The 22,792-nt window shown below is 69.9% G+C and carries 18 protein-coding genes; 11 read left to right on the plus strand and 7 right to left on the minus strand.

Going from position 1 to position 22,792, the window contains the following annotated elements; genetic code table 11:
• The first annotated feature begins 70 nt into the window (after positions 1-70).
• Genes AW272_RS21870 through AW272_RS21885 form a run of 4 tightly spaced genes read left to right on the plus strand, consistent with a single transcriptional unit; the run spans position 71 to position 4,128 of the window.
• The gene (locus tag AW272_RS21870; protein ID WP_066368281.1) at positions 71-1,327 is read left to right on the plus strand and encodes a cytochrome P450; all 1,257 of its coding nucleotides are present in this window, start codon (positions 71-73) and stop codon (positions 1,325-1,327) included.
• 49 nt (positions 1,328-1,376) lie between these two features.
• Positions 1,377-2,783, plus strand: coding sequence for a GH39 family glycosyl hydrolase (locus AW272_RS21875; protein ID WP_157518702.1), 1,407 nt, complete (start codon positions 1,377-1,379; stop codon positions 2,781-2,783).
• Positions 2,780-3,685: a glycosyltransferase family 2 protein gene (locus AW272_RS21880; protein ID WP_066368283.1), complete on the plus strand. Its 906-nt coding sequence runs from the start codon at positions 2,780-2,782 to the stop codon at positions 3,683-3,685. The genes AW272_RS21875 and AW272_RS21880 overlap by 4 nt, the downstream gene beginning before the upstream one ends.
• Positions 3,643-4,128 carry a hypothetical protein gene (locus tag AW272_RS21885; RefSeq protein WP_066368286.1) on the plus strand — a complete coding sequence of 162 codons (486 nt, stop codon included), beginning with the start codon at positions 3,643-3,645 and terminating at the stop codon, positions 4,126-4,128. Before AW272_RS21880 ends, AW272_RS21885 begins: the two co-directional genes overlap by 43 nt.
• On the opposite strand, the gene AW272_RS21890 is transcribed toward AW272_RS21885, so the two are convergent.
• The 4 genes from AW272_RS21890 to def all read right to left on the minus strand — a co-directional run bounded on the left by AW272_RS21890 (position 4,129) and on the right by def (position 10,600).
• Complete coding sequence (locus AW272_RS21890; protein ID WP_066368288.1) at positions 4,129-7,986, minus strand: lipopolysaccharide biosynthesis protein; 3,858 nt, start codon at positions 7,984-7,986, stop codon at positions 4,129-4,131. It lies immediately after the preceding gene.
• A gap of 40 nt (positions 7,987-8,026) precedes the next feature.
• Positions 8,027-8,767, minus strand: a complete 741-nt coding sequence (locus AW272_RS21895) for a glycosyltransferase family 2 protein (protein WP_245657668.1) — start codon at positions 8,765-8,767, stop codon at positions 8,027-8,029.
• A 416-nt stretch (positions 8,768-9,183) separates the two neighbouring features.
• Positions 9,184-9,981 carry a peptidoglycan recognition protein family protein gene (locus AW272_RS21900; RefSeq protein ID WP_083958556.1) on the minus strand — a complete coding sequence of 266 codons (798 nt, stop codon included), beginning with the start codon at positions 9,979-9,981 and terminating at the stop codon, positions 9,184-9,186.
• Between the two features lie 115 nt (positions 9,982-10,096).
• Entirely contained in the window at positions 10,097-10,600 is a 504-nt protein-coding gene (def, locus tag AW272_RS21905; RefSeq protein ID WP_369408751.1) for a peptide deformylase, read from the minus strand.
• Between the two features lie 185 nt (positions 10,601-10,785).
• Here def and AW272_RS21910 point away from each other — a divergent pair, with 185 nt between their 5' ends.
• The 7 genes from AW272_RS21910 to AW272_RS21940 all read left to right on the plus strand — a co-directional run bounded on the left by AW272_RS21910 (position 10,786) and on the right by AW272_RS21940 (position 20,371).
• On the plus strand, positions 10,786-12,111 hold the full coding sequence (locus AW272_RS21910) for an MFS transporter (protein WP_066368301.1): 1,326 nt from the start codon (positions 10,786-10,788) through the stop codon (positions 12,109-12,111).
• A 78-nt stretch (positions 12,112-12,189) separates the two neighbouring features.
• Positions 12,190-14,262, plus strand: coding sequence for a molybdopterin oxidoreductase family protein (locus tag AW272_RS21915; protein ID WP_083958557.1), 2,073 nt, complete (start codon positions 12,190-12,192; stop codon positions 14,260-14,262).
• Positions 14,259-15,662 carry an FAD-dependent oxidoreductase gene (locus tag AW272_RS21920; protein WP_066368306.1) on the plus strand — a complete coding sequence of 468 codons (1,404 nt, stop codon included), beginning with the start codon at positions 14,259-14,261 and terminating at the stop codon, positions 15,660-15,662. The genes AW272_RS21915 and AW272_RS21920 overlap by 4 nt, the downstream gene beginning before the upstream one ends.
• A complete protein-coding gene (nirB, locus tag AW272_RS21925) occupies positions 15,659-18,073 on the plus strand; it encodes a nitrite reductase large subunit NirB (RefSeq protein ID WP_066368308.1) in 2,415 nt (804 codons plus the stop codon). The genes AW272_RS21920 and nirB overlap by 4 nt, the downstream gene beginning before the upstream one ends.
• Complete coding sequence (gene nirD / locus AW272_RS21930; RefSeq protein ID WP_066368310.1) at positions 18,070-18,393, plus strand: nitrite reductase small subunit NirD; 324 nt, start codon at positions 18,070-18,072, stop codon at positions 18,391-18,393. The genes nirB and nirD overlap by 4 nt, the downstream gene beginning before the upstream one ends.
• A complete protein-coding gene (locus tag AW272_RS21935) occupies positions 18,390-19,574 on the plus strand; it encodes a uroporphyrinogen-III synthase (RefSeq protein WP_066368313.1) in 1,185 nt (394 codons plus the stop codon). Before nirD ends, AW272_RS21935 begins: the two co-directional genes overlap by 4 nt.
• 20 nt (positions 19,575-19,594) lie before the next feature.
• On the plus strand, positions 19,595-20,371 hold the full coding sequence (locus tag AW272_RS21940; RefSeq protein WP_066368640.1) for a sirohydrochlorin chelatase: 777 nt from the start codon (positions 19,595-19,597) through the stop codon (positions 20,369-20,371).
• Here the strand turns inward: AW272_RS21940 and AW272_RS21945 are convergent.
• From AW272_RS21945 to AW272_RS21955, 3 genes are all read right to left on the minus strand, one after another.
• Entirely contained in the window at positions 20,284-20,802 is a 519-nt protein-coding gene (locus tag AW272_RS21945) for a TetR/AcrR family transcriptional regulator (RefSeq protein ID WP_157518703.1), read from the minus strand. The two genes, AW272_RS21940 and AW272_RS21945, sit on opposite strands and share 88 nt — an antisense overlap.
• A gap of 203 nt (positions 20,803-21,005) precedes the next feature.
• Positions 21,006-21,881 carry a CPBP family intramembrane glutamic endopeptidase gene (locus AW272_RS21950; RefSeq protein ID WP_066368321.1) on the minus strand — a complete coding sequence of 292 codons (876 nt, stop codon included), beginning with the start codon at positions 21,879-21,881 and terminating at the stop codon, positions 21,006-21,008.
• A gap of 226 nt (positions 21,882-22,107) precedes the next feature.
• Complete coding sequence (locus AW272_RS21955; RefSeq protein ID WP_066368323.1) at positions 22,108-22,713, minus strand: response regulator transcription factor; 606 nt, start codon at positions 22,711-22,713, stop codon at positions 22,108-22,110.
• Positions 22,714-22,792 lie beyond the last annotated feature (79 nt).

Here is a 22,792-nt window from a genome sequence, read left to right on the forward strand (position 1 = left end):
GGAGGCGATGACCGCGCCATACTAATCACGCGAATACCGGCCCGTCCCCCGACCTGAGGTGCTGCCCCTTATGACCGCCGCGCCAGTCTCCATCGACGACATCGACCTGGGCAGCCTGTCCTTCTGGGGCCGGCCCCACCCCGAGAGACTGGCGGCCTTCGCGCGGCTGCGGCAGATCGAGAAGCCCATGTACTTCGGGGAGCCGCGCGTCCCGGGCCTGCGGTCGGGCAAGGGGTTCTACGCGCTGGTCCGGCACCAGGAGATCACCGACGCGCTGCGCAACCCGGCCGTGTTCAGCAGCTACCCGTCAGTGTCGATCCCGCCGCCGCCGTTCTGGGCGAAGTACATCTTCGGCAACTCGATGGTGAACCTCGACGACCCCCAGCACGGCCGCCTGCGCCGCATCATCGCCCGCGCGTTCACCCCGCGCATGCTCGACAAGAGCGAGCAGGACGTCACGGCCAACGTCAACCGCATCATCGACGGCGTCATCGCCGCAGGTCCGGGCGGTGACTTCATCACCCAGATCGCCAACCCCATCGCCTCGGGCGTCATCTGCGACATCGTGGGCGTCCCGGAGGAGCACCGGAACCTGGTCATCGAGCGGGTGCACACCTGGGCCGACTACACGGGCGTGCGGCCCGGGTTCGTGTCGTCGCTGGGGCTGGCCGTCAAGAACACATGGGGTCTGGTGGGCCTGCGCCGGATGGTCATCGAGCTCGGCAAGGAGCGCCGCCAGGACCCGCGCGAAGACGTCATCTCGCAGCTCGTCACCGCCAACATCGACGGCGAGAAGCTGACCAGCATGGAGCTCGGCGCGTTCTTCACCCTGCTGGTCACCGCCGGCATCAACACCGCCAGCAACGCCATGGCCCACGGCTTACGCCTGCTCACCACCCATCCCGACCAGCGCGAACTCCTCGTCGATGACTTCGACAAGCACATCGGCACGTTCATCGAGGAGATCGTCCGCTACGTCACGCCGGGCATGCGCACCGGCCGCACGATCAAGGTCGAGCACGAGGTCGGCGGCCAGGTCTTCAAACCGGGCGACAAGGTCGTCCTCTACTTTCTTTCCGCCAATCGCGACGAAACGGTCTTCGCCGATCCTGACGCCTTCGACATCGCCCGTGACCCCAATCCACATGTCGGGTTCGGGGCCCCGGGTATCCACTTCTGCCTCGGTGCGAATCTCGTCCGGAAAGAACTCACTGTCGCCTTCCGGGAGCTTTTCCAGCGCCTTCCGGAGATCCACGCCATCGGTGAAGGACGCCAACTGCGTTCCAACTTCGAGAACGGTCTGACCGAGTTGCGATTCGGCTTCTAGATTCCGGGGTAACCCGCGATTCTTATGTTTCGCCCGATATCGTGTCCGGGTGGCTCGAGAGAATCGGCGGCACTGGCGGCACGCGCGCCGTTCCCTCCGCACCAGGCTCATCATGCTCTTCACGACCGTCACCGTCGCCGGTGCGGTCGCCGCCCTCATCATCGCGATGTCCGGGCCCCCGACGGTCCCGTGGGAGCCGTTAGGAGACCAGGGTGAGTCGGCGCCCGAGGCGGTGGCCGGCCCCGCGGCGGCGAAACCGATCGTGATCGGCGGCGGCGCGCCCCACGGGTTCCCCATCTGGGGCTTCTCCCACACCCGCTTCAGCGTCGACTCGGGCCCGCCCGAGGTCACCGCCATCGCGGAGAAGAGCCTGGCCCGCGGCCGGATCATCCAGAACCAGCACATCATGGGCTTCGGCACCCTCAACCCCGAGCCCTCGCCCGGCAAATACGACTGGGACAGCATGGACAGCCGGATGGCCGCCATCAAGCGGTCGGGCGGTCTGCCGGTCATCACCCTGTGCTGCGCCCCCGACTGGATGGTCGGCGGCAAGCCCGGCCAGACCGACTGGGAGAAGAACTTCACCCAGTCGCCGCTGCGCAAGCACTACAAGAACTTCGCCCACCTGGCCGCCACCGCGGCCAAGCGCTACCCGTACGTCCGCCACTTCATCGTCTGGAACGAGTTCAAGGGCTTCTTCAACGAAGGCCTGAAGCGGTGGGACTACGAGGGCTACACCGAGATGTACAACTACGTCTACGACGCCCTGAAGAAGGTCAACCCGAAGATCCAGGTCGGCGGCCCCTACATCAACGTCACCGACCGGCCCGGCTGGAAGTCCGAGGTGTCGGGCCCGTGGGGCAGCCAGGACCAGCGCGGTCTCGACGCGATCAGGTTCTGGCTGAAGAACAAGCACGGCGCCGACTTCATCGTGGTCGACGGCACCTCCGAGTCGTCCAAGGGCATGTATCCCGACGAGTTCAAGGCGCTGGCGAAGTTCTCGGCCGTCAACGGGTGGCTGAAGAAGCAGACCAAGCTGCCGATCTGGTGGGCCGAGTGGTACTTCGAGCCCGCCGAGTCCGACTGGACCACTGGCCGCCGCCTGGCCGTCCAGGCCGCCGCGATGATCGAGTTCGCCAAGAGCGGCACCGCCGCCGCCCTCTACTGGTCACCTCAGGGTGAGGGCCGCGCGTGCGACGGCTGCCTGTGGACCAACCTCGACCAGCCGAAGGCCGGTCAGCCGCTGCCCGCGCTGACCATGCTGCAGGAGTTCGCCCGGTCGTTCCCGGCCGGGACCCGGCTGGCGAGCGTGCCCACGGCCCACCCGGCGATCCGGGTGCTGGCGTCGTCGAAGAGGCTGGTCGTGGTCAACACGCGGGGCGAGGAGACCAGGGCGTCGGTCGACGGGAAGCAGGTCACGCTCAAGTCCTACGAAGTCCGCTGGATCAACCGATGAACGACTGGCCCGCTGTCAGCGTGGTCGTCTGCACGACCGGCAACCGGCCCGAGATGCTGCGCGAGGCGCTGGCGTCTCTCCGCGCCCAGGACTACCCCGGCGACGTCACCGCCGTCATCGTGTTCGACCGGTGCGACCCCGACAAAGAGGTCCTGTCCGACGACCCGCACCGCCGCGTGACCTGGACGACCAACGAACGCGTCCCCAACGTCGCGGGCAGCCGCAACAGCGGCATCCTGGCGGCGGAAGACGACCTGGTGGCCTTCTGCGACGACGACAACACCTGGCGGCCGACGAAACTCCGGCTCCAGGTCGAGGCGCTCCAGGCGAACCCCGACGCGGCCCTGGTCTCCTGCGGGATGGTGTCGACCCAGGAACGGCTCTGGCCCGCCTCACACATCACCTTCGACGACCTGCTGCGCTCCCGCATCCCGGCGGCGACGACGTCGTCGTTCCTGATGCGCCGCGACCTGCTGACGGGCCCGGTCGGCATCTTCTCCGAGGAGATCCCGCGCGGCTTCGCCGAGGACTACGAGCTGTTGCTGAGGTGCGCCCGGCACGCCCCGATCCCTTACGTGCCGGAGATCCTGGTCGAGGTGCCGCCGCACGAGGGCTCCCACTTCTACGGCCGCTGGTCGATGATCGCCGACTCCCACGAGTGGCTGCTGAACAACTATCCCGAGTTCCGGCGGGATCGTCGCGGTTACGCCCGCCTGGCGGGACAGGTGGCCTTCGAGAGTTCGATGGCCCGCGACTGGGGCCGGTCGCTCAAGTGGGCTCGCAGGGCGTTCCTCACCTCGCCGATGGAACCCCGAACTTATGCGGCGCTGGCGATCTCTTCCCGGCTAGTCTCCGGAGCATGGATCATCAGGAAGGTGCAGGCCCGGGGCAGCGGAACCTGAAGGCCGCCGTCTGGCTCTGGATCGCCTTCGTGCTCGCGATCCCCGCCGGATGCGGCGCGTTATTCTGGGCGGTGATGGACGACACCGTGACCGTCGACGACTCCATCCGGGAGGAGATCTCGGCCGGGCTTGGCATCGTCGACATGTACGAGGGCGCCGGCAACGGCGCGGGGAGCACCACCTTTGAGGCCGAGTACATCGTGCTCCGGACCACCGTCGACCGGCAGGTCGAGGCGATGAGGAAGGTCGGCTGGACGCTCGACGAGTATGGGAACCTGCGCCGAGACGGCACCCACGCCGCGATCGGACCGCTGCCCGACTTCATCCGCGAGTGGAACCGCGATGACGGGGTGGTCGCGGTGTACCGCGCGGCCCAGCGGTTCGCCACGAATGTCGCCGATCCGGAGAACCACGTCGTCGTCGAACTCGAGTCGGGCTGGTAGTCACACGCTCAGCAGCATGAACCTCTCCAGGACGACCCAGCCCGCCAGCAGCAGGAACGGGATCGACAGCCAGGCCAGCCGCCGGCTCCAGTACCAGGTCCCCGGCCGCTCCCGAATCCGGATGATCTCGCGGGTGATGATCAGCAGCACGAAGATCGCCAGCGCGATCAGCCCGTAGGGCGTCCACGGCGTCTCGCCGATGCGGAACGGTGTCCCGCGCAGTTGCGGCGCGATCCGGCCCGTCGGCTGTTCCTTCAGGGCGTACACCGCCGCGTCGTCGTTCCAGACGAGCGTCTCCAGCTCCGGATGCTGGGCCAGCGATACCCGGATCTTCGGGCCCCAGTCGGGCGGGTAGTTGGCGTCGATCTCCAGGGACGCCTCCTGGCTGCGGGTCGCCAGGATGAACGAACCCGGGCCCGCGTCGCGGAGCTGTTCGACCACGTTGTCGACCTTCAGCGGGTCCCGTCCGGCCGTCGCCCTGATCTGGCGGACCCGTTCGACCCCGGTCAGGCTCCACGAGATCGACGAACCGCCGTCGCCCTCGGGGACCAGGTAGAGGATGCGGGTGGTCTCCAGATCCCGCTCGTAGATGTAGTCGATGGCGGCGCGCTCCGAGGGCGACGTCCACTCGTACTTCTCGTTGCCGAACCTGGCCAGCAGGAACGCGCCCGCGAGTCCCAGCACGAGGACGCACGCGACTATCGGGCGCAGCCTGGCCAGCTGGGGGAAGCGCCGTTTCGGCGGCACCTTGCTCGGCAGGCCGGGGTAGAAGAGGTAGGCGACCAGGATGCTGGTGGCCGGCAGGGTGAACAGGTAGACGCGCAGGCCGAGCTCGCCGCCGTAGCTGAGCATGGCCAGCGACAGGACCGGCACCACCATCATCACGAAGACGACCCGGTCACCGATGCCCTTCTTGAGCCGCCGTAGCAGGCCCAGCCCGGCCAGACCCAGGATGACCCCGGTGATGGCCAGGCGTGTATACAGGACGATCAGGCGTTCGGGGTTGGTGGAGCTGATCCGGCCGGTGGTCTGCGAGGTGAGGTTGCCGCCGACCTGGCCGACCGAGCCGACCATCGCGTCGAGGTGGCCCGACCAGTAGGCGACGGCCATGTAGTTGACGTAGGCGGCCACGATCGCGCCGAACAGGATGACCATCATGAAGCTGAGGCGGGTCCGCCGGAACACCACGAACCCGAGCAGCACGCCGCACATCATGAACGGCGTGATCTGGTGGGACGTCGCGGTCGCCACGAAGATCAGCACGATCAGGATCAGAATGATGATCTTGTCGGTGGTCGTGGTCTTCCTGGGCGCCCGCTCGCCCGGCCGCAGCGTCCAGCGGCGCCGCCAGAACGACGAGACCGGGTCGACCCGGACGAACCAGGTCAGCAGGATCGCGACGAAGAGCATGTAGAGCAGGTACGTCATGCCCTGCGGCGAGAAGTAGTCCTGGCCGACCCACTGGGACACCACGAAGATCATCAGGGCCAGCCACTTGGCCCGGCGGTCGGCCTGGAGCCGTCTGACGATCACGATCAGCGGGATCAGGTAGGCCACGTTCGAGATGAGCGGCCACCAGTTGAGCAGCGCCGCCGCGTCCTCGACCCCGGCCGCCCTGATCATGAAGGCCGAGAAGACCGAGAAGCCGGGCCAGTTGAAGCGGGCGTCCAGGGCGACCAGGGTCTCGCCGGTGCGGGCGATGTAGTCGACGAAGCCGCCGATCGTCCAGGCGACCGGGAACCGGGGGAGGGGTTCGACCAGGACCGCCGCGCCGTGCAGGGCGAACATGACGGCCAGGATCTGGAACAGCAGCAGGATCGGGCGGTTGCGCTTCTGGGTGAGGGTGTCGAAGAAGCTCAGGATCAGCAGCGCGATGGCGAACAGGGCGACCGGCGGCATGACCGACACCAGGCCGAGGCCCGTCATCGCGTAGAGATCCACGCCGACCAGGCCGGTGGGGCGGGCCTTCATCGCCAGCACGTACATGACCAGGGCCTGGACTGTGATGGCGGCGCCCAGCCATTCACGGGGCTGACGCAACAGCAGGACCGCGCTCCGCAGCCAGTAGCGTCGAGGTTTCGCGTCCGAGGGTGGCTGGACGCGTTCGGGGACCACCACGAGTTCACCGGCGGGGGCGACGGCCCAGCCCGGTGCGACCACCCGGAACTCCTGGGTTTTCAGCCCGAATTCCGAGTCGCTCCAGTCGACGTGCTCTTCGGCGGCGGCGGCGATTTCCGCTTCTTCCGGAGCCTCTTCGGCCGTTGTATCGGCGACTGTGTCTGCGACTTCTTTTTCGTCGGTCTTTTCTTCAGACGCCTTTTCGCCGGTGGTTGATTGATCTTCCAGCTCTTCTGTACGTAATGGCGCATCCCCCTCAGGGAGATCATCACCATCCGGCCCGTCGACGATCGGATCGGAGCGGGACTCCTGGGCGGCGATTCTGGCCGCCATCAGTCTGCGGATGCCGCCGAAGGGGAGGGCTACGGGTCTGATGGTGTCCACCGCTTCGGAATCATCGGAGGTGTGCCGCGACGGTGGGGGTTCGTTCGAGGACACGGAATCAGTTTCTCCACCTTTTGGCCGACATAGGCGGATCAATGCCGGAGCCACGGCGGCCGCCATGACACTCTGCGTGATGACCAGCGCGATCCCGACGCCCTCGATGCCGTGGCGGGGCAGCAGCAGCCACGTCAGCCCGAGCGCCAGCACGCACCGCACCGCCTGGATGTACAGCAACGGGCGGCTGCGCCCCATGGCCCGCAGCGCGCCCAGGTAGAGCTCGACGAACGCCCGCGCCAGCGTGGCCAGCGCGATCAGCCGCAGCAGCGTGGTGCCGTTGTCGGCGAACTCGGCCCCGAAAACCGACAGCACCAGGGGCGCGACGAGCACCACCAGGGCGATCATCGGGATCAGCACGGTCAGGCTGCGGTGCAGCGCCCGCCGGGTGTTGCGGCCCAGCCTGGCGGGGTCGAAGGAGCCCTCGACGGTCAGGCTGGTCGCCATCGTGAACGCGAAGATCTCCAGCAGGCCGCCGACGGTGACCGCGATGCCGTAGTAGGCGTAGGTCTGGTGCGAGACCTGGGTGGCCACCACGACCGGGACCAGATAGATCGCGGCCAGCGTGAACACCGAGCCGAAGTAGTCGCCGCCCGCGAACCGGGCGATCCTCTTCAGCGTCGGGGGAGTGCGGTGGGCCGTCTCGGCGACGTGGCGCGGGATCACCCGTACGAACAGCAGGTAGTTGACCGGGAGCACGGCCAGCGCGCAGGGCACGATCCAGGCCAGGAACACCTGCCAGGAGACCGCGTCGCCGGTCTTCGCCGCCAGGAACGCGCAGGCCGCGACGGCGGAGACCTTCACGAACCCGACGGCCGTGTTCACCACGGGCACCCACGTCGAGCGCCGCAGCGCCGACAGCACGACCTCCTGCAGCGTGTAGACCGACCACACGATCACGACCAGCGCGAACACCCCGGCGGGCAGCCAGCCCCACAGGATGCGGAACCCCGGCTCGTCCTTGGTCACCACGATGAATATCGCCGTGGCGACCAGGCCGAGGCCGCCGCCGAGCAGGTAGACCGCGCGGACGAACCGCCCGGTCGCCCGCCCGGTCTCCGGCACGAACCGGGTCAGCGCCCCCACGAACCCGAACGAGGTCAGCGCCGCCAGCATCCGCATCGCGTTGATCAGTGCCTGGCCCTCGCCCACGTCGGCGGCGGGGAAGAGCCGGGCCGCGATGACCCAGTAGCCCACGCCGAGCGCCGCCCCGATGCCCGCGTTGACGATCAGGGCGTAGGCGTTGCGCAGCAGGGGGTCCTGGAGGTCGGCGGGCAGCCGACGGCGGAGCGTCTCGGTCACGGTTCTCAGTCAGTCTTGGCAGGCAGGGCGCTTCTCAAGGTCAGGCGGCGCCTTGGTCGGCGGTCACTCCGGCCTCGGCGCTCACCTCGGCGGGGGCGGGCAGGCGGGTGTCGCGTTCGCGCAGGATCGTCTTCAGCACGCGCCAGCCGTCGCGGACCGTGCGCAGGTTGCTGGTGCCGTGGATGCGGCCGCGTTCGTGGCTGGGCACCTCGTGCACCTTCAGCCCGGCCTTGGCGGCGCGGATGTTCATCAGCGTCTCGACCTCGAAGCCGGCGCAGTCGGGCGACAGCACGTCGAGGGTGCTGGCCCAGAAGGCGTTGTAGCCGTAGCAGAGGTCGGTGTAGCGGGTCCGGTAGATCAGGTTGACCAGGCCGGACAGCACCAGGTTGCCGATGCGGCGGCCCAGGGTGATGTCGTCGCTGCCGCCGCCGTGGGTGAAGCGCGAGCCCTTGGCGTAGTCGGCCCCGGCGACCAGCGCGGCGACGAACCGGACGATCTCCCGGCCGTCGGTCGACCCGTCGGCGTCGATCATCACGATGATCTCGCCGGTGCAGGCGGCGAATCCGGCGGCCAGCGCGTCGCCCTTGCCCTTGGCCGGCTGGGTCACCACCCGCAGGCCCGGCCTCAGCCGCCGGGCCACCGCCACCGTGTCGTCGGTCGAGTTGCCGTCGACCAGCACGACCTCGTGAACCCAGCGGGGCAGCGTCGCGAAGACGTGGGGCAGGTTCTCGGCCTCGTTCATCGCGGGTACCACCACGCTCACCCGGGGAGCAATTGCCATTAAGGGCGTAATCGTAGTGAATGACCCTAAATGGGATATAGGACGAGAAATGCTGCTCTCGGGATTCATGGGGCGAGGATCCTCCGGGGCAAGGTGCGTGCTGCGTCGTTGCAAGGGGGGCACGATTGCCTTCGCGGGTCGCGAGGACGGGAAACGTACCGGTGGCCCGTCTCGGCATGTACGTGCCGTCCGGATACGTCCGGGCCGGAACGCGGCCGAAACAAGAAGCGCTAAGACGCTACATGTCCCGATCTCATGCCGGGTGGAGATCCCGCCGAAACACGCAAGGACGTCTGGAAGATCTTCATTCGGCCCCCACCTCATGTCACCCGGAAGATCCCTCGCAGGACGTTAAGTCCGGATTCCAGGATAAACACATCTGAACAAGTTTGATCACTCCAGTCAACCATCAAGACCTATTCGGGTCGGATTTCCGAAAAGTCCGAAATGCCGAGTGCGGGGCCGTGATCGAACACGCGTTCCGGCTGTTCGGCGAACATGACACCCCGGCGCGGCAGCGACTGCTGCTCCAGCTTCCAGGCGGCCGGGCTGAACCGGCGGCCGACCATCCGGTGCCAGACCCGCTCGCGCAGTTCGGGCAGCAGGTCGTAGAGGTAGTCGCCGGGGCACCTGGTGTGGTTCAGGTCGCGGTGGCCGACGATCGCCTCGTAGGGGTTGAGGTCGTACTGCGCGCACAGCCACGCCGTCAGCTTGACCAGCGAGCCGAGCAGCGCCAGCGTCGGGCTGGTGCGGGCATAGGTTCCCTCGTTCTCGATCCCGAGGGAGGTGCGGTTGTGGTCGGCGGTGTGGGCGCCCACGGCGTGCATGCCGCGCGAGACCGCCAGGAGGGTGCGGTTGCGGCCCTCCATGATGTGGCCGCCCCGGCTGATGGTGAACTGCTCGCCGATGTCGTCCCAGCGGTTGCGGCGCATGTGGTGCTTCTGGATCGCGCGGGAGAGCCGGTGGGCGTGCTCCGGGGTGTCGTCCATCGAGTTGGACGTCGCGGTGTGGTGGATCACGATGTGCTCGGGCGCCCGGCGCAGGACCGTCGCGGTCTCGCGCGGCTCCCTGGCCTCCCATTCGAGCCGTTCGTGGATGCGGGGCCGGATCGGACCGGCCCACGCCGCCGCGGGCGTGCCCAGCAGGGGGACCGCGGCGCCCGCGATGCCGAGGGAGAATCCGAGCGTCAGGGCGTGGCGGCGGTCCAGGGGCATGCGGGCTCCTCCGAGGGCGGGAGGAGACGATCTTCTTCAAGGCAGGTTCGAGGCTTGGTTACACAGCGTGACAGGTAGGAGGAATACCTCAAGAACGCCGCGCCCAAACCGGGCATCACACCTGTGCCAGGAACTTCTCTCTTTCTTCGGGCGCCAGCCGGTCGCTGAACAGCATTCCGTCGAGGTGGTCGGCCTCGTGCTGGATCACCCGCGCGAGCAGGCCGATGGCGCGTACGGTCACCGGCTTGCCGAACATGTCACGGCCACGCGCGGTGACCGAGAAGGAGCGTTCCAGGGGCCACCAGATCCCGGCGGCCGACAGGCACGCCTCATCGGCGACGACCCTCCGCTCCGACGTCTCCAGGCGCGGATTCACGAGGTGGCCCGCCCGGCCGTCGAGGTCGAAGGCGAAGACCCGGAGCGGCACTCCGAGTTGCGGCGCGGCCAGGCCGGCCCGGCCGGCTCCCGCCCGCAGGGTGAGCGTCAGTGATTTGACCAGCTCACGCAGCTCCTTGTCGAAGGTGGTCACGTGGTTCGCTACGGTACGTAGCGATGGATCGGTGAACGGGACGATCCGATGGGCAGTCATGCACGCTCCCCGCGGCGACGGCGACACCATCACGAAATGCCCGGCTCTCCCTTTCCCTAATCGCGGTTAAATCCGTGTTGCGCCGGTGCGTCGTATGAGTTGCATGTTTCGTACGTGCGACTCACTTAACGGGCGCACCGTCACCGATCGTCAGTGTGCGTAACGGCGGCCTCCTACGTTCCAGGCAACCCTGGAAACCGAGGAAGGACCCCCTCATGGCACGCTGGATCGCAGATTGGCGCCCCGACGACCCCGACTTCTGGGCCACCTCCGGGCGGCGGGTCGCCCGCCGCAACCTGATCTACTCGATCTTCGCCGAGCACCTCGGGTTCACGCTCTGGACGGTGTGGAGCATCGTGGCCGTCCGGCTCGGGGTCTACAAGTTCACCACCGACCAGCTGTTCTGGATCGTCGCGCTGCCCAACCTGGTCGGGTCGGCGCTGCGGCTGCCCTACACGTTCGGGCCGGCGAGGTTCGGCGGCCGGAACTTCACGGTGGTCAGCGCGCTGCTGCTGCTCATCCCCGCGGGGCTGCTCGCGGTGGCGGTCGGAAATCCGGCGACGCCCTATTGGGTCTTCCTCGTCATCGCCGCCACGGCCGGGCTCGGCGGCGGCAACTTCGCCTCCAGCATGGCCAACATCACCTACTTCTACCCGCAGTCGCGGCAGGGCGCCGCGCTCGGGCTGAACGCGGCCGGCGGCAACATCGGCGTCTCCTCGGTGCAGCTGGTGATGCCGCTGGTGATCGGGGCCTTCGGGCTCGCCGCGGCCGGGCTGTTCTGGATCCCCTTCATCCTGGCGGCGGCGCTGGGCGCCTACTTCTTCATGGACAACCTGACCGTCGCCAAGGCCGAGCCGCGCGAGATGGCGAAGGCGGCGGGCCGCCCGCAGACCTGGATCATGTCGGTGCTCTACATCGGCACCTTCGGTTCGTTCATCGGCTACTCGACCGCGTTCCCGCTGCTCCTCACCACGCAGTTCCCCGAGCAGGCCGGGCTGACGTCGCTGGCGTTCCTGGGCGCGCTGCTCGGCTCGCTGATCCGCCCGGTGGGCGGCTGGCTGTCCGACCGGCTCGGCGGGGCGACGGTCACGCTGTGGAACTTCGCCGCGATGGCGGGCGCGGTCCTTCTCGTGTACGCCGGTCTCGCGGGCCACAACGTCATGCTCTTCTTCGTCGCGTATCTGCTGCTCATCGGCACCGCCGGGGTGGGGAACGGGTCGACGTACCGGATGATCCCGGCGATCTTCCGGGCCAAGGCGATCGAAGGTCTGGAGCCCGGCACCCCCGCCTACGACGACGCCCTGGCGACCGGACGCCGGGACGCGGCGGCGGCCATCGGCTTCATCTCGGCGGTCGGCGCTTTCGGCGGATTCTTCATCAATCGCGGATTCGGTTCGTCCATCGGCGCGACCGGGGGCGCGGGTGCCGCAATTTCCGCTTTCGCCATTTTCTATGGCATTTGTTTCGCTCTGACCTGGTTCTGCTACCTGCGACGCCACTCCGCCGGAACCGCCCCGAGTCTTGCGGCCGCACGTGTTTAGGAAACGAACGGCAGTTTGTAGCACAGCGGTAACAGAAGGGACCCAGCGGTGAAACCCCCTGAAAGCACCATCAGACCCATGCCGTTCTCACTTTCCGCTCCGGCGTCTGTGATGTCGCCGCTGCCCGAGGGGACGGCCACACACTGCCCGTACTGCGCCCTGCAGTGCGGCATGCACGTCACGACCAGCACGATCACCCCCAGGGACGACGTGCCGGCCAACCAGGGCGGCCTGTGCCAGAAGGGCTGGACCGCCGGCGACCTGCTCCGCTCGCCGCACCGCCTGACCACCCCGCTCCTCCACGGTCAGCCGGTCGGCTGGGACGAGGCGCTCGGTTACGCCGCGAGCCGGATCGCCCGGATCCAGGACGTCCACGGCCCCGACGCGATCGCGGTCTTCGGCGGCGGCGGGCTGACCAACGAGAAGGCCTACCTGCTGGGCAAGTTCGCCCGGGTCGCGCTGCGCACCAGCCAGATCGACTACAACGGCCGGTTCTGCATGTCGTCGGCGGCGGCCGCGTCCAACCGCGCCTTCGGCCTCGACCGGGGCCTGCCCTTCCCGATCACCGACCTGGCCGAGGCCGGCGCGGTGCTGCTGGCGGGCGGCAACGTCGCCGAGACCATGCCGCCGTTCGTGCGCCACCTGAACCCGGCCGGGCTCATCGTCGTCGACCCGCGCCAGACCCCGACCGCCCGCCTGGCCGCGCTGCACCTCCAGAACGCGCCGGGCACCGACCTGGCGCTGGCCCTCGCGCTGCTGCACATCGCCATCGCCGACGGCCACTGCTCCGCCGACTACGTCGAGGCGCGCACCACCGGCTTCGAGGCCGTCCGCGACAGCGTCTCGGCCTGGTGGCCCGAACGCGCCGAACGCGTCACCGGCGTGCCGGTGTCCCTGATGCGCCGGGCCGTGGCCATGCTCGCCGAGGCCGGCAACGCCGTCATCCTCACCGGGCGCGGCGCCGAGCAGCACGCCAAGGGCACCGACACCGTCACCGCCTACATCAACCTGGCCCTCACGCTCGGCCTGCCCGGCCGCGCCGGGTCCGGCTACGGCTGCGTCACCGGCCAGGGCAACGGCCAGGGCGGCCGCGAGCACGGCCAGAAGGCCGACCAGCTCCCCGGCTACCGCAAGATCGACGACCCGGCCGCGCGCGCCCACGTCGCCGCAGTCTGGGGCGTCGACCCCGCCGACCTGCCCGGCCCGGGGAGGTCCGCCTACGAGCTGCTCGACGCCCTCGGCACACCTGAAGGGCCCAAGGGGCTGCTGCTGTTCGGGTCCAACCCGGTCGTGTCGGCGCCCCGCTCGGGGCACATCACCGGGCGGCTCGCGGCGCTCGACCTGCTGGTCGTCGCCGACATCGTGCTCTCCGACACCGCCGAACTGGCCACCGTCGTCCTGCCCACGGCCCAGTGGGCCGAGGAGGCGGGCACGATGACCAACCTCGAAGGGCGCGTGTTACTGCGCCGCCGTGCCGTCGCTCCGCCCTCGGGGGTGCGGAGCGACCTGGAGATCCTCTCGGGGCTGGCCGACCGGCTCGGCCGCGACGGCTCGTTCCCGGCCGACCCCCGCACCGTGTTCGACGAGCTGCGCCGGGCCAGCGCGGGCGGTCCGGCCGACTACTCGGGGATCACGTACGAGAAGATCGCCGCCCAGGGCGGGGTCTTCTGGCCCTGCCCCGCAGACGACCACCCCGGCACCCCCCGGATCTTCCTCGACCGGTTCCCGACCCCCGACGGCAGGGCCCGCATGGTCCCCGTCGACCACCGGCCCCCGGCCGAGGACGTCGACGCCGACTACCCCTACTACCTGACCACCGGACGCCTGCTGGCCCACTACCAGAGCGGCGCCCAGACCCGCAGGGTGGCCGAGCTGTCCGACGCGGTCCCCGAGCCCTTCCTCGAACTGCATCCCGACCTCGCCGACCACCTCGGCGTCCGGCCCGGTGACCTGGTGAGGATCACCGGACGGCGGGGGGTGTTCGAGGCGACGGCCCGGATCAGCACGGCGATCCGGGCCGACACCGTTTTCCTGCCCTTCCACTGGGAGGGCCCCAACCGGCTGACCAACCCGGCCCTCGACCCGATCTCCCGCATGCCCGAGTTCAAGGTGTGCGCGGTCAATCTGGCCGTCGTCGGGGGTGGCCGATGAGGGGCATCGTCGTGGTGGGCAACGGCATGGCCGGGTCCCGCCTGGTCAGCGAGGTGCGCGCCCGTGACAAGAAGGCGCGTCTCACCGTTTTCGGTGCGGAGGAGCGGGCGCCGTACAACCGGGTGCTGCTCTCCAACGTGCTGGCCGGCACCACCCGGGCCGACCAGGTGCGGTTGCACGCCCCCACCTGGTACGCCGAGCACAACGTCACCGCCCACCTGGGCAGTGAGGTCGTCGCGGTCGACCGGGAGACCCGGTGCGTCATGACGGCCGACGGGCGGCGCACGCCGTACAGCGTGCTGGTGCTGGCCACCGGCAGCCGGCCGGTGATCCCCGCGGTGCCCGGGGCCGAACGGGCCATCGCGTTCCGCACGATGGACGACTGCGAGCGCATCCTCGCGGCGGCGTCGACCGCGCGGCGGGCCGTCGTGATCGGCGGCGGGCTGCTCGGGATCGAGGCCGCCCGAGGCCTGGCCGGGCGCGGGCTGGCGGTCACGCTGCTCCACGTCAAGGGCCACCTGATGGACCGCCAGCTCGACCGTGAGGCCGCGCAGGTGCTCGGCGACACCCTCGAAGGGCTGGGCGTCGAGATCCTCACCGGCGTCGTGGTCACCGGGATCACCGAGGGCAAGGTCGAGCTGAGCAGCGGCCACGTCGAGGCCGACCTGGTCGTGGCGGCCTGCGGTGTCCGGCCGGTCACCGCGCTGGCGCACGACGCGGGCCTGCACGTCGAGCGCGGGATCGTCGTGGACGACGAGATGCGCACCGACGACCCGGCGATCTTCGCCATCGGCGAGTGCGCCCAGCACGACGGCCAGGTCTACGGCCTGGTCGCGCCCTGCTGGGAGCACGCCGCCATCGTCGCCGACCTGATCACCGGCGCCGACGAGCGGGCCCGCTACCGGGGATCGCGCCTGGTCACCCGGCTCAAGGCCAAGAGCGTCGAGCTGGCCGCGATGGGCGAGACCCACCTGACCGACGACGACGCCGAGATCGTGCGGTTCACCCACCGGCACGGCGGCACCTACCGCAAGCTCGTCATCCGCGACGACCGCCTGGTCGGCGCCATCCTCGTGGGCGACCCGGCCGTGGTCGGCACGCTCACCCAGCTCTACGACCGGGGCGGCCCGCTGCCCACCGACCGGACGGGGCTGCTGTTCCCGTCCCTGTCCGGCGCGGCCCCGGTCACCGACAGTCCGGTACGCATGCCCGACGCGGCCCAGGTCTGCCGCTGCAACAACGTGACGAAGGGACAGATCAGGGCCTGCTGGGAGGCCGGAGCCCGTGACGTGGCCGCCGTGGCGACGGCGACCCGGGCGACCACCGGATGTGGGAGTTGCGCCGAGACGGTCGGCGGACTCGTGGAGTGGCTGTGCGAGCAGGAAGGGGCGAGCGCATGACCCGCGTTCTCATCATTGGCAACGGTCCGACCGCCCACCGGCTGGCTTCGGCGCTCACGGACAAGGGCTTCACCGGGACGGTCACCATCCTGGGGGAGGAGCCCCGGGGCGCGTACGACCGGGTGGCGCTGACGTCGTACCTGACGGAAGGCCGCGACCTCGCCTATCCCGAAATTTCGGGTGTCGAGGTAATCAAGGGTGTGAAGGCGACGTCGATCGACCCGCAGGCCAAAACGGTCAACGGCACGATCCCCTACGACGTGCTGGTGCTGGCCACCGGCTCGGCCCCGTTCGTGCCGCCCGTCTCCGGACGCGAGCTCGACGGCTGCCACGTCTACCGGACCATCGACGACCTCGACGCCATCAGGACCTCCGCCGCCAGAGCCACGACGGGCGTCGTCGTGGGCGGCGGCCTCCTCGGCCTGGAGGCGGCCGACGCCCTGAGAGGGCTCGGCCTGGAGACGCACATCGTCGAGATGAGCCCGTGGCTGATGCCCCGCCAGGTCGACGAGGGCGGCGGCGCCGTACTGAAGAGGCACGTGGAGGCCCTCGGCCTGACCGTGCACACGAGCTCCGGCGTGCTCGGCATCGAGGGGCACGAGAAGGTCACCGGCCTGCGGACACCCGACACGCTCATCGAGGCCCAGGTCGTGGTGTTCTCCGCCGGCATCCGCCCCCGCGACGAACTGGCCCGCGCGGCCGGTCTGGCCGTGGGCGAGCGCGGCGGCATCGTGGTCGACGACGGCATGCGCACCAGCGACCCCGCGATCTACGCCGTCGGCGAGTGCGCCCTGCACGAGGGCCAGGTCTACGGCCTGGTCGCGCCGTGCATGACGATGGCCGAGACCGCCGCCGACCGCATCATGGGCGGGGCGGCGGCCTTCACCGGCGCCGACCTGTCGACCAAGCTGAAACTGCTCGGTGTCGAGGTCGCCCAGTTCGGCGCGATGTCGGGCGCGCTCGACGTCACCTACCTCGACCCGGTCTCCGGGGTCTACAAGAAGCTGTTCGTCAGCGACGACGCCTCGACCCTGCTCGGCGGCATCTGCGTCGGCGACGCCGCGCCCTACGCCACGCTGCGTCCGTTCGTCGGCGCCGCGCTCCCCGCCGCCCCCAGCGACCTGCTGTTCAGCCCGGTCGCGGTGGAACTGCCGGGCGACGCGCCGGTCTGCTCGTGCAACGGCGTGACCAAGAACGACGTCACCGAGGCGATCAAGAAGCACGACCTCACCGACGTCGCCGGGGTCAAGTCCTGCACCCGGGCCGGCACCACCTGCGGCAGCTGCCTGCCGCTGCTGAAGAAGATCCTCACCGAGTCGGGGGTCGCCACCGGCACCGGTCTGTGCGAGCACTTCGCGCACAGCAGGGCGGAGCTGTTCAAGATCGTCCAGGTGCGCGGCATCACGACGTTCACCCAGCTGATCGACGAGCACGGGACCGGCCGGGGATGCGACATCTGCAAGCCCGTCGTGGCCTCCATCCTCGCCTCGCTGAACAACGGTCATGTCCTCGAGGGCGAACAGGCCGCCCTTCAGGACACCAATGACCATTTCCTAGCTAACCTACAAAGAAATGGGACATACTCGATCGTGCCCCGGATTCCCGGGGGCGAGATCACCCCAGAGAAACTGATCGTGATCGGCGAGGTCGCCCGCGACTTCGGCCTGTACACCAAGATCACTGGAGGCCAGCGCATCGACCTTTTCGGCGCCCGCGTCGAAGAGCTGCCCCGCATCTGGCGGCGCCTGGTCGACGCCGGGTTCGAGTCGGGACACGCCTACGGCAAGGCCCTGCGCACGGTGAAGTCGTGCGTCGGCTCCACCTGGTGCCGCTACGGCGTACAGGACGCGGTGACCATGGCCATCGACCTGGAGTTGCGCTATCGGGGCCTGCGGGCGCCGCACAAGCTCAAGTCGGCGGTCAGCGGCTGCGCCCGCGAGTGCGCCGAGGCCCGGTCGAAGGACTTCGGGATCATCGCCACCGAGAAGGGCTGGAACCTCTACGTCGGCGGCAACGGCGGCTTCACCCCCCGCCACGCCGACCTGCTGGTCCAGGACGTCGACACCGAGACCCTGATCCGCACGATCGACCGGTTCCTGATGTTCTACGTCCGCACCGCCGACCGCCTCCAGCGCACCGCCGCCTGGCTGCAGGAACTCGACGGCGGCCTCGAACGGCTCCGCGAGATCCTCGTCGACGACGTGCTGGGCATCTGCGCCGACCTCGACGCCCAGATGGCCGCCCACGTCGTCACCTACGCCGACGAGTGGCGCGCCACCCTCGACGACCCGGTGAAACTGTCCCGGTTCGTCAGCTTCGTGAACGCGCCGGGCACGCCCGACCCCTCGATCAGCTTCACCACCGAGCGCGACCAGATCAAGCCCGAGCTTCTGCAGGTGACGAGCCGATGACCTGGACGCCCGTGTGCCCCCTTCCCGACCTGCAGCCCGAGCGCGGCGCCTGCGCGCTGGTCGCCGGCGAGCAGGTGGCCGTCTTCAAAGCCCACGACGGGGCCCTGTACGCCATCGGCAACCAGGACCCCTTCAGCGGTGCCTTCGTCCTTTCCCGGGGGATCGTCGGCACCAGGAACGGGGAGCCGACCGTGGCCTCCCCGATGCACAAACAGGTGTTCTCGCTCGTCAGCGGGGTCTGCCTGGACGATCCCGGGACTGTGATTCCGACATTTCAGATTCGCGTCACCATGGGGATGGTTGAGGTGAGCGTCAAATGACCGCACTGCTCGAAGAGGCACAATTGGCCGCAGTGGCCGAGGGGCTGTCTCCAGAAACCGCGCCGGACGCGCTGGCCGGTTTCACCATCGGTGTCACCGCCACCCGTCGTCGCGAGGAGTTCTCCGCGCTGCTCGAACGCCGGGGCGCGCGCGTGGTGAGGGCGCCCGCGATCCGGCTCGTGCCGCTCTCCGAGGACGCCGACCTGCTCGCGGCCACCCGCGAGTGCCTGTCGGCCCCGGTCGACGACGTGGTGGTCACCACCGGCGTCGGGTTCCGGGGCTGGGTGGCGGCGGCCGAGGGCTGGGGGCTGGCCAGTCATCTGACCGCCCGGCTGGCCGACGCCCGGCTGCTCACACGCGGCCCCAAGGCGCGCGGCGCGGTCCGGGCCGCCGGGCTGACCGACCACTGGACCCCCGCGACCGAGTCGTGCGAGGAGGTCCTGCGGCATCTGCTGGCGCAGGACCTGCGCGGCCGCCGCATCGCGGTCCAGCTGCACGGCGAGCCGCTGACCGGCTTCGTCGCCGACCTGCGCGCCGCCGGCGCGGAGGTCGTCGAGGTGCCGGTCTACCAGTGGCTGCCCTACCGCGACACCTCGCCGCTGCGCCGCCTGGTCAGCCAGGTCGCCTCCGGCGCGATCGACGCGGTGGCGTTCACCAGCGCCCCGGCGGTGCAGGCCATGCTCAACGCGGCCCGCGCCGACGGGCTGGAGGAGGCACTGCTGGCCGCCTTCCGCGGACCGGTGGTGGCGGCCTGCGTCGGGCCGGTCACGGCGCAGCCGCTGGTCTCCAAGGGCGTGCCGGTGATCCAGCCCGATCGGTCCCGGCTCGGTTCGCTGGCCCGCACACTGGCCCGGCACCTGCCGGAGAAGAGCGTCACCCGGCTCACCGCCGGCGGCCACGAGCTGGAGATCCGGGGTCACGCGGTGGTCGTCGACGGCGACCTCAAGCCGCTGCCGCCGGCGCCGATGGCGGTGCTGAAGCGGCTCGCCGACCGGCCGGGGCACGTCGTGGCCCGCTCCGACCTGCGGGTCGTGCTGCCCGGCGGCCCCTCCCGCGACTCGGCCGAGCACGCCGTCGAGATGGCCATCACCCGGCTGCGCCGGGCCCTGGGCCCCGGCGGCATCGTCGAGACGGTCGTCAAGCGCGGCTACCGGCTCGCCTGCGAGCGGGACGACGGGTGAAGAAAGGTGTGAAGACGGGTGTGACGACTCTCGTCATGGCGGCCCACGGCGCGCGCAGCGCGGAATGGGACACCGTCCTGGCCGGCCTGGCCGCGCGGGTGCGGCGGCTCCGGCCGGGAGTCACGGCCGAACTCGCCTTCCTGGAGCTGAGCGACCCGCCGCTGGAACGGGTGCTCACCGAGGTGACGGGCCCGGTCGTGGTGGTGCCGCTGCTCCTAGCGGGCGGCTACCACGTCCACATCGACCTGCCCGAGGTGATCGCGCGGGTGCGTCCCGACGCGGTCGTCGCGGGCCCGCTGGGCCCGCACCCGCTGCTCACCTCGGTGCTGACCCGGCGCCTGGCCACCGCCGGGCTCCGCTCCGGCGACGCGGTGATCCTGGGCGCCGCCGGCTCGTCCGACCCGGCCGCCCTCGCCGCCGTGCGCGCGGCCGCCCGCCTTCTTTCTGTACGTCTCTCGCGCCCCGTCACCGCCGCTTTCGCGTCCTGCGGCGAGCCGGGGATCGCCCACGCGCTGGACATGGTGAGACGAGGCCCCGCCCCCCGGACGGTCGTGGCCTCCTACCTGCTGGCCCCCGGCCTGTTCCACACCCGCCTGGTGGAAAGCGGCGCCGACGTGGTCAGCGCCCCGCTGGGCGTCGACGACGACCTGGCCGAGCTGGTGTGGCACCGCTACGACACGGCGATTCACGGGGCGATTCAGGGCGCGATTCAGGGGTCCAGCCGGAGCTCCCGGACGATCGCGGCGGCCGCTTCGGGCCGCGAGGGTTCGGAGTCGGCGCCGGTGAAGATCTCGTAATAGGCGTGCCGGAAGCAGCCGGCCAGCAGCAGCCGGGCGCTGGACTCGGGGTGCACGTCGGCCCTGACCCGCCCGAGCTCCTGCTCGGCGGCCAGGTATGCCGCCAGCGGCAGCACCTCGCCCTCGGGCCCGAGCTCCGAGTCGCGCATGGCCTGCCGGAACCGGACCGTGAGCACCGGCGACACGAACGCCGGCAGCGCGGCGGCCTGGATCTCCGTGTAGTAGTGGATCCCGGCCAGGGCCACCGGCCGCAGGTTCCCGGCCACGTCGCCGTGACCCGGACGCAGCTCGTGCAACAGCCTGAGCCAGCCCGGCAGCCGGTCCTGCAGCAGTGCCAGGAAGGTCTCCACGGCCTGAGCCGGGGTGGTGCCCCGGATCTGAGGGGTGGCCGTGCCGATCGGTTCACCGAGAGCGGGAGCGCCGGTTTTCATCCGCATCGCCATGTCGAGAACACGCCGACGGGTCTCCTGAGAGGAATGGTGCGGTTGTGAAGAGGGAGTTACCATTTTCGCCCTTGTGTGCGCAGTCCACAGAAGACGCTTGCGAGGAAGGAAGCGCTTATTATTACCTCATTAGGGCGCTGAAGTGGGCGGAAACTGAGCATCCGGTTTCCGCCGGATGAATCCTCACGGTGTCAAGCTCCCGGCGTCAAGGCGGGCCCGGTGCGCCGGGTGCCCATCCAGATGACGGCGGTGACCGCGACCAGCAGGGCGCAGGGGATGAGGAAGATCATCGACCCGACGCCCGCCGAACGGTCCGACCCCGCGAGCGGGTCGGCGTGCGTGGCCAGGATGAAGAGGTAGACGAGCGCGTTGTTGGCGCCGTGGATGACGGCCGAGGTCTCCAGCCCGCCCGTGCGCCACGTCATCAGGCCGAAGGTGACCCCGAGCGTGAGGTAGTAAAGGTTCAGCCACGGGTCGGTGGACATGTGGATGGCCGCGAACAGCACACTCGACACGCCCAGGCCGAGGACCATCGCCGTCCGGGGACCGCGCCCCCAGCTCGCCGCCACCCGGAACGCCAGCCCCCGGTAGCCGTACTCCTCGCCCGCCGACTGCAGCGGCGACAGCACGACCGTGACGGCGAAGACGCCGACCGAGTCGGCGAAGGTCCACGTCCCTTCCGTGTACGGGGTCAGCACGTAGAACAGGGTCATGTAGAGCAGCCAGACGGGCACGAGCGTCAGCGCCGCCCGGCCGAACACCGCCGGCCTGAACACCGACAGCACCGAGCTCAGGGACGCCCCTCTCACCCCGTACAGCCAGCGCTGGATGAGCATGCTCCACGGGATCAGCAGCGCGATCGAGAGGGTGTTCGCGCCGTGGTAGATCGCGGTGAAGTCGGTGCCGCCCGAGATCGGGTTGCTCCGCCCCATCGACTCGTCGATCGCGGCGCCGACGGCGGTGATGACCCCGCCGAAGGCGAACAGCCCGACGATGAGCAGGAGGAGCGCCAGAATGCCACGCCCGACGCGGCGCTTCTCGCCGACGAGCACGAGGTGATAGGGCACGCCACGCGGAACCGGTCGCGGCCCGCGGCGTCGCCGAGCCGTGTCGTGGAAGATCGCAGAGGAACTGGATTGCATGCCTTCAGCCTGGTCCGGAGCCTGCCGGCCCGGCAGTGCCGTCGTTCATGAGAACCCGCGCGATCCACACGTCAGCGGCATGACATTTGCCATAAGACCCACCAGATCCGACTCCGCCTCGCCGCGCCGCTCGGCGAGTGGGGTGCGCCCGTCAGATCCAGCCGCGTTCGGCCGCGATGCGGACGGCCTCATGGCGATTGGCGGCGCCGAGCTTGGCGATGGCGGCGGTGAGGTAGTTCCGCACGGTCCCCCGGGAGAGCGAGACCCGCCGCGCGATCTCCTCGACGGGCGCGCCGTCGCGGGCGAGGGCGAGCACGTCGGTCTCACGCGGGGTGAGCGGCGAGTCGCCCGCGCTGATCGCCTCGGCCGCGAGCTCCGGATCGACGTGCCGCCCGCCCGAGGCGACCTTCCTGACGGCCTGCGCGAGATCACGCGCCGACGTGGTCTTCGGCAGGAACCCGCGCACCCCCGCCGAGAGCGCCGACTTCAGATAGCCCGGCCGCCCGTGGGAGGTCACGATGACGCACCCGCACCCGGGCAGCTCGGCCGCGAGCCGCCGGGCCACCTCGATGCCGTCGGGACCGGGCATCTGCAGATCGAGCAGCGCCACATCGGGCCGGACCCGCAGCGCCGTCGCGATGGCCTCGTCACCCGACGCCGCCTGCCCGACGACCTCGAAGTCGTCGTTGAGGTCGAGCAGCCCGGCGACGGCGTCACGGATGAGATGTTCGTCGTCGGCGACCAGAATCCGGATCACGCCGGGCCTCCTGCCTGGAGCGGGACCGCGACCTCGAAAAAGAAGCGGATCATGCCCGGTCTCCCGCCTCGGGCGGGAC

This window comes from Herbidospora mongoliensis (genome assembly GCF_001570545.1).
GTDB classification, from domain to species: Bacteria; Actinomycetota; Actinomycetes; order Streptosporangiales; family Streptosporangiaceae; genus Herbidospora; species Herbidospora mongoliensis.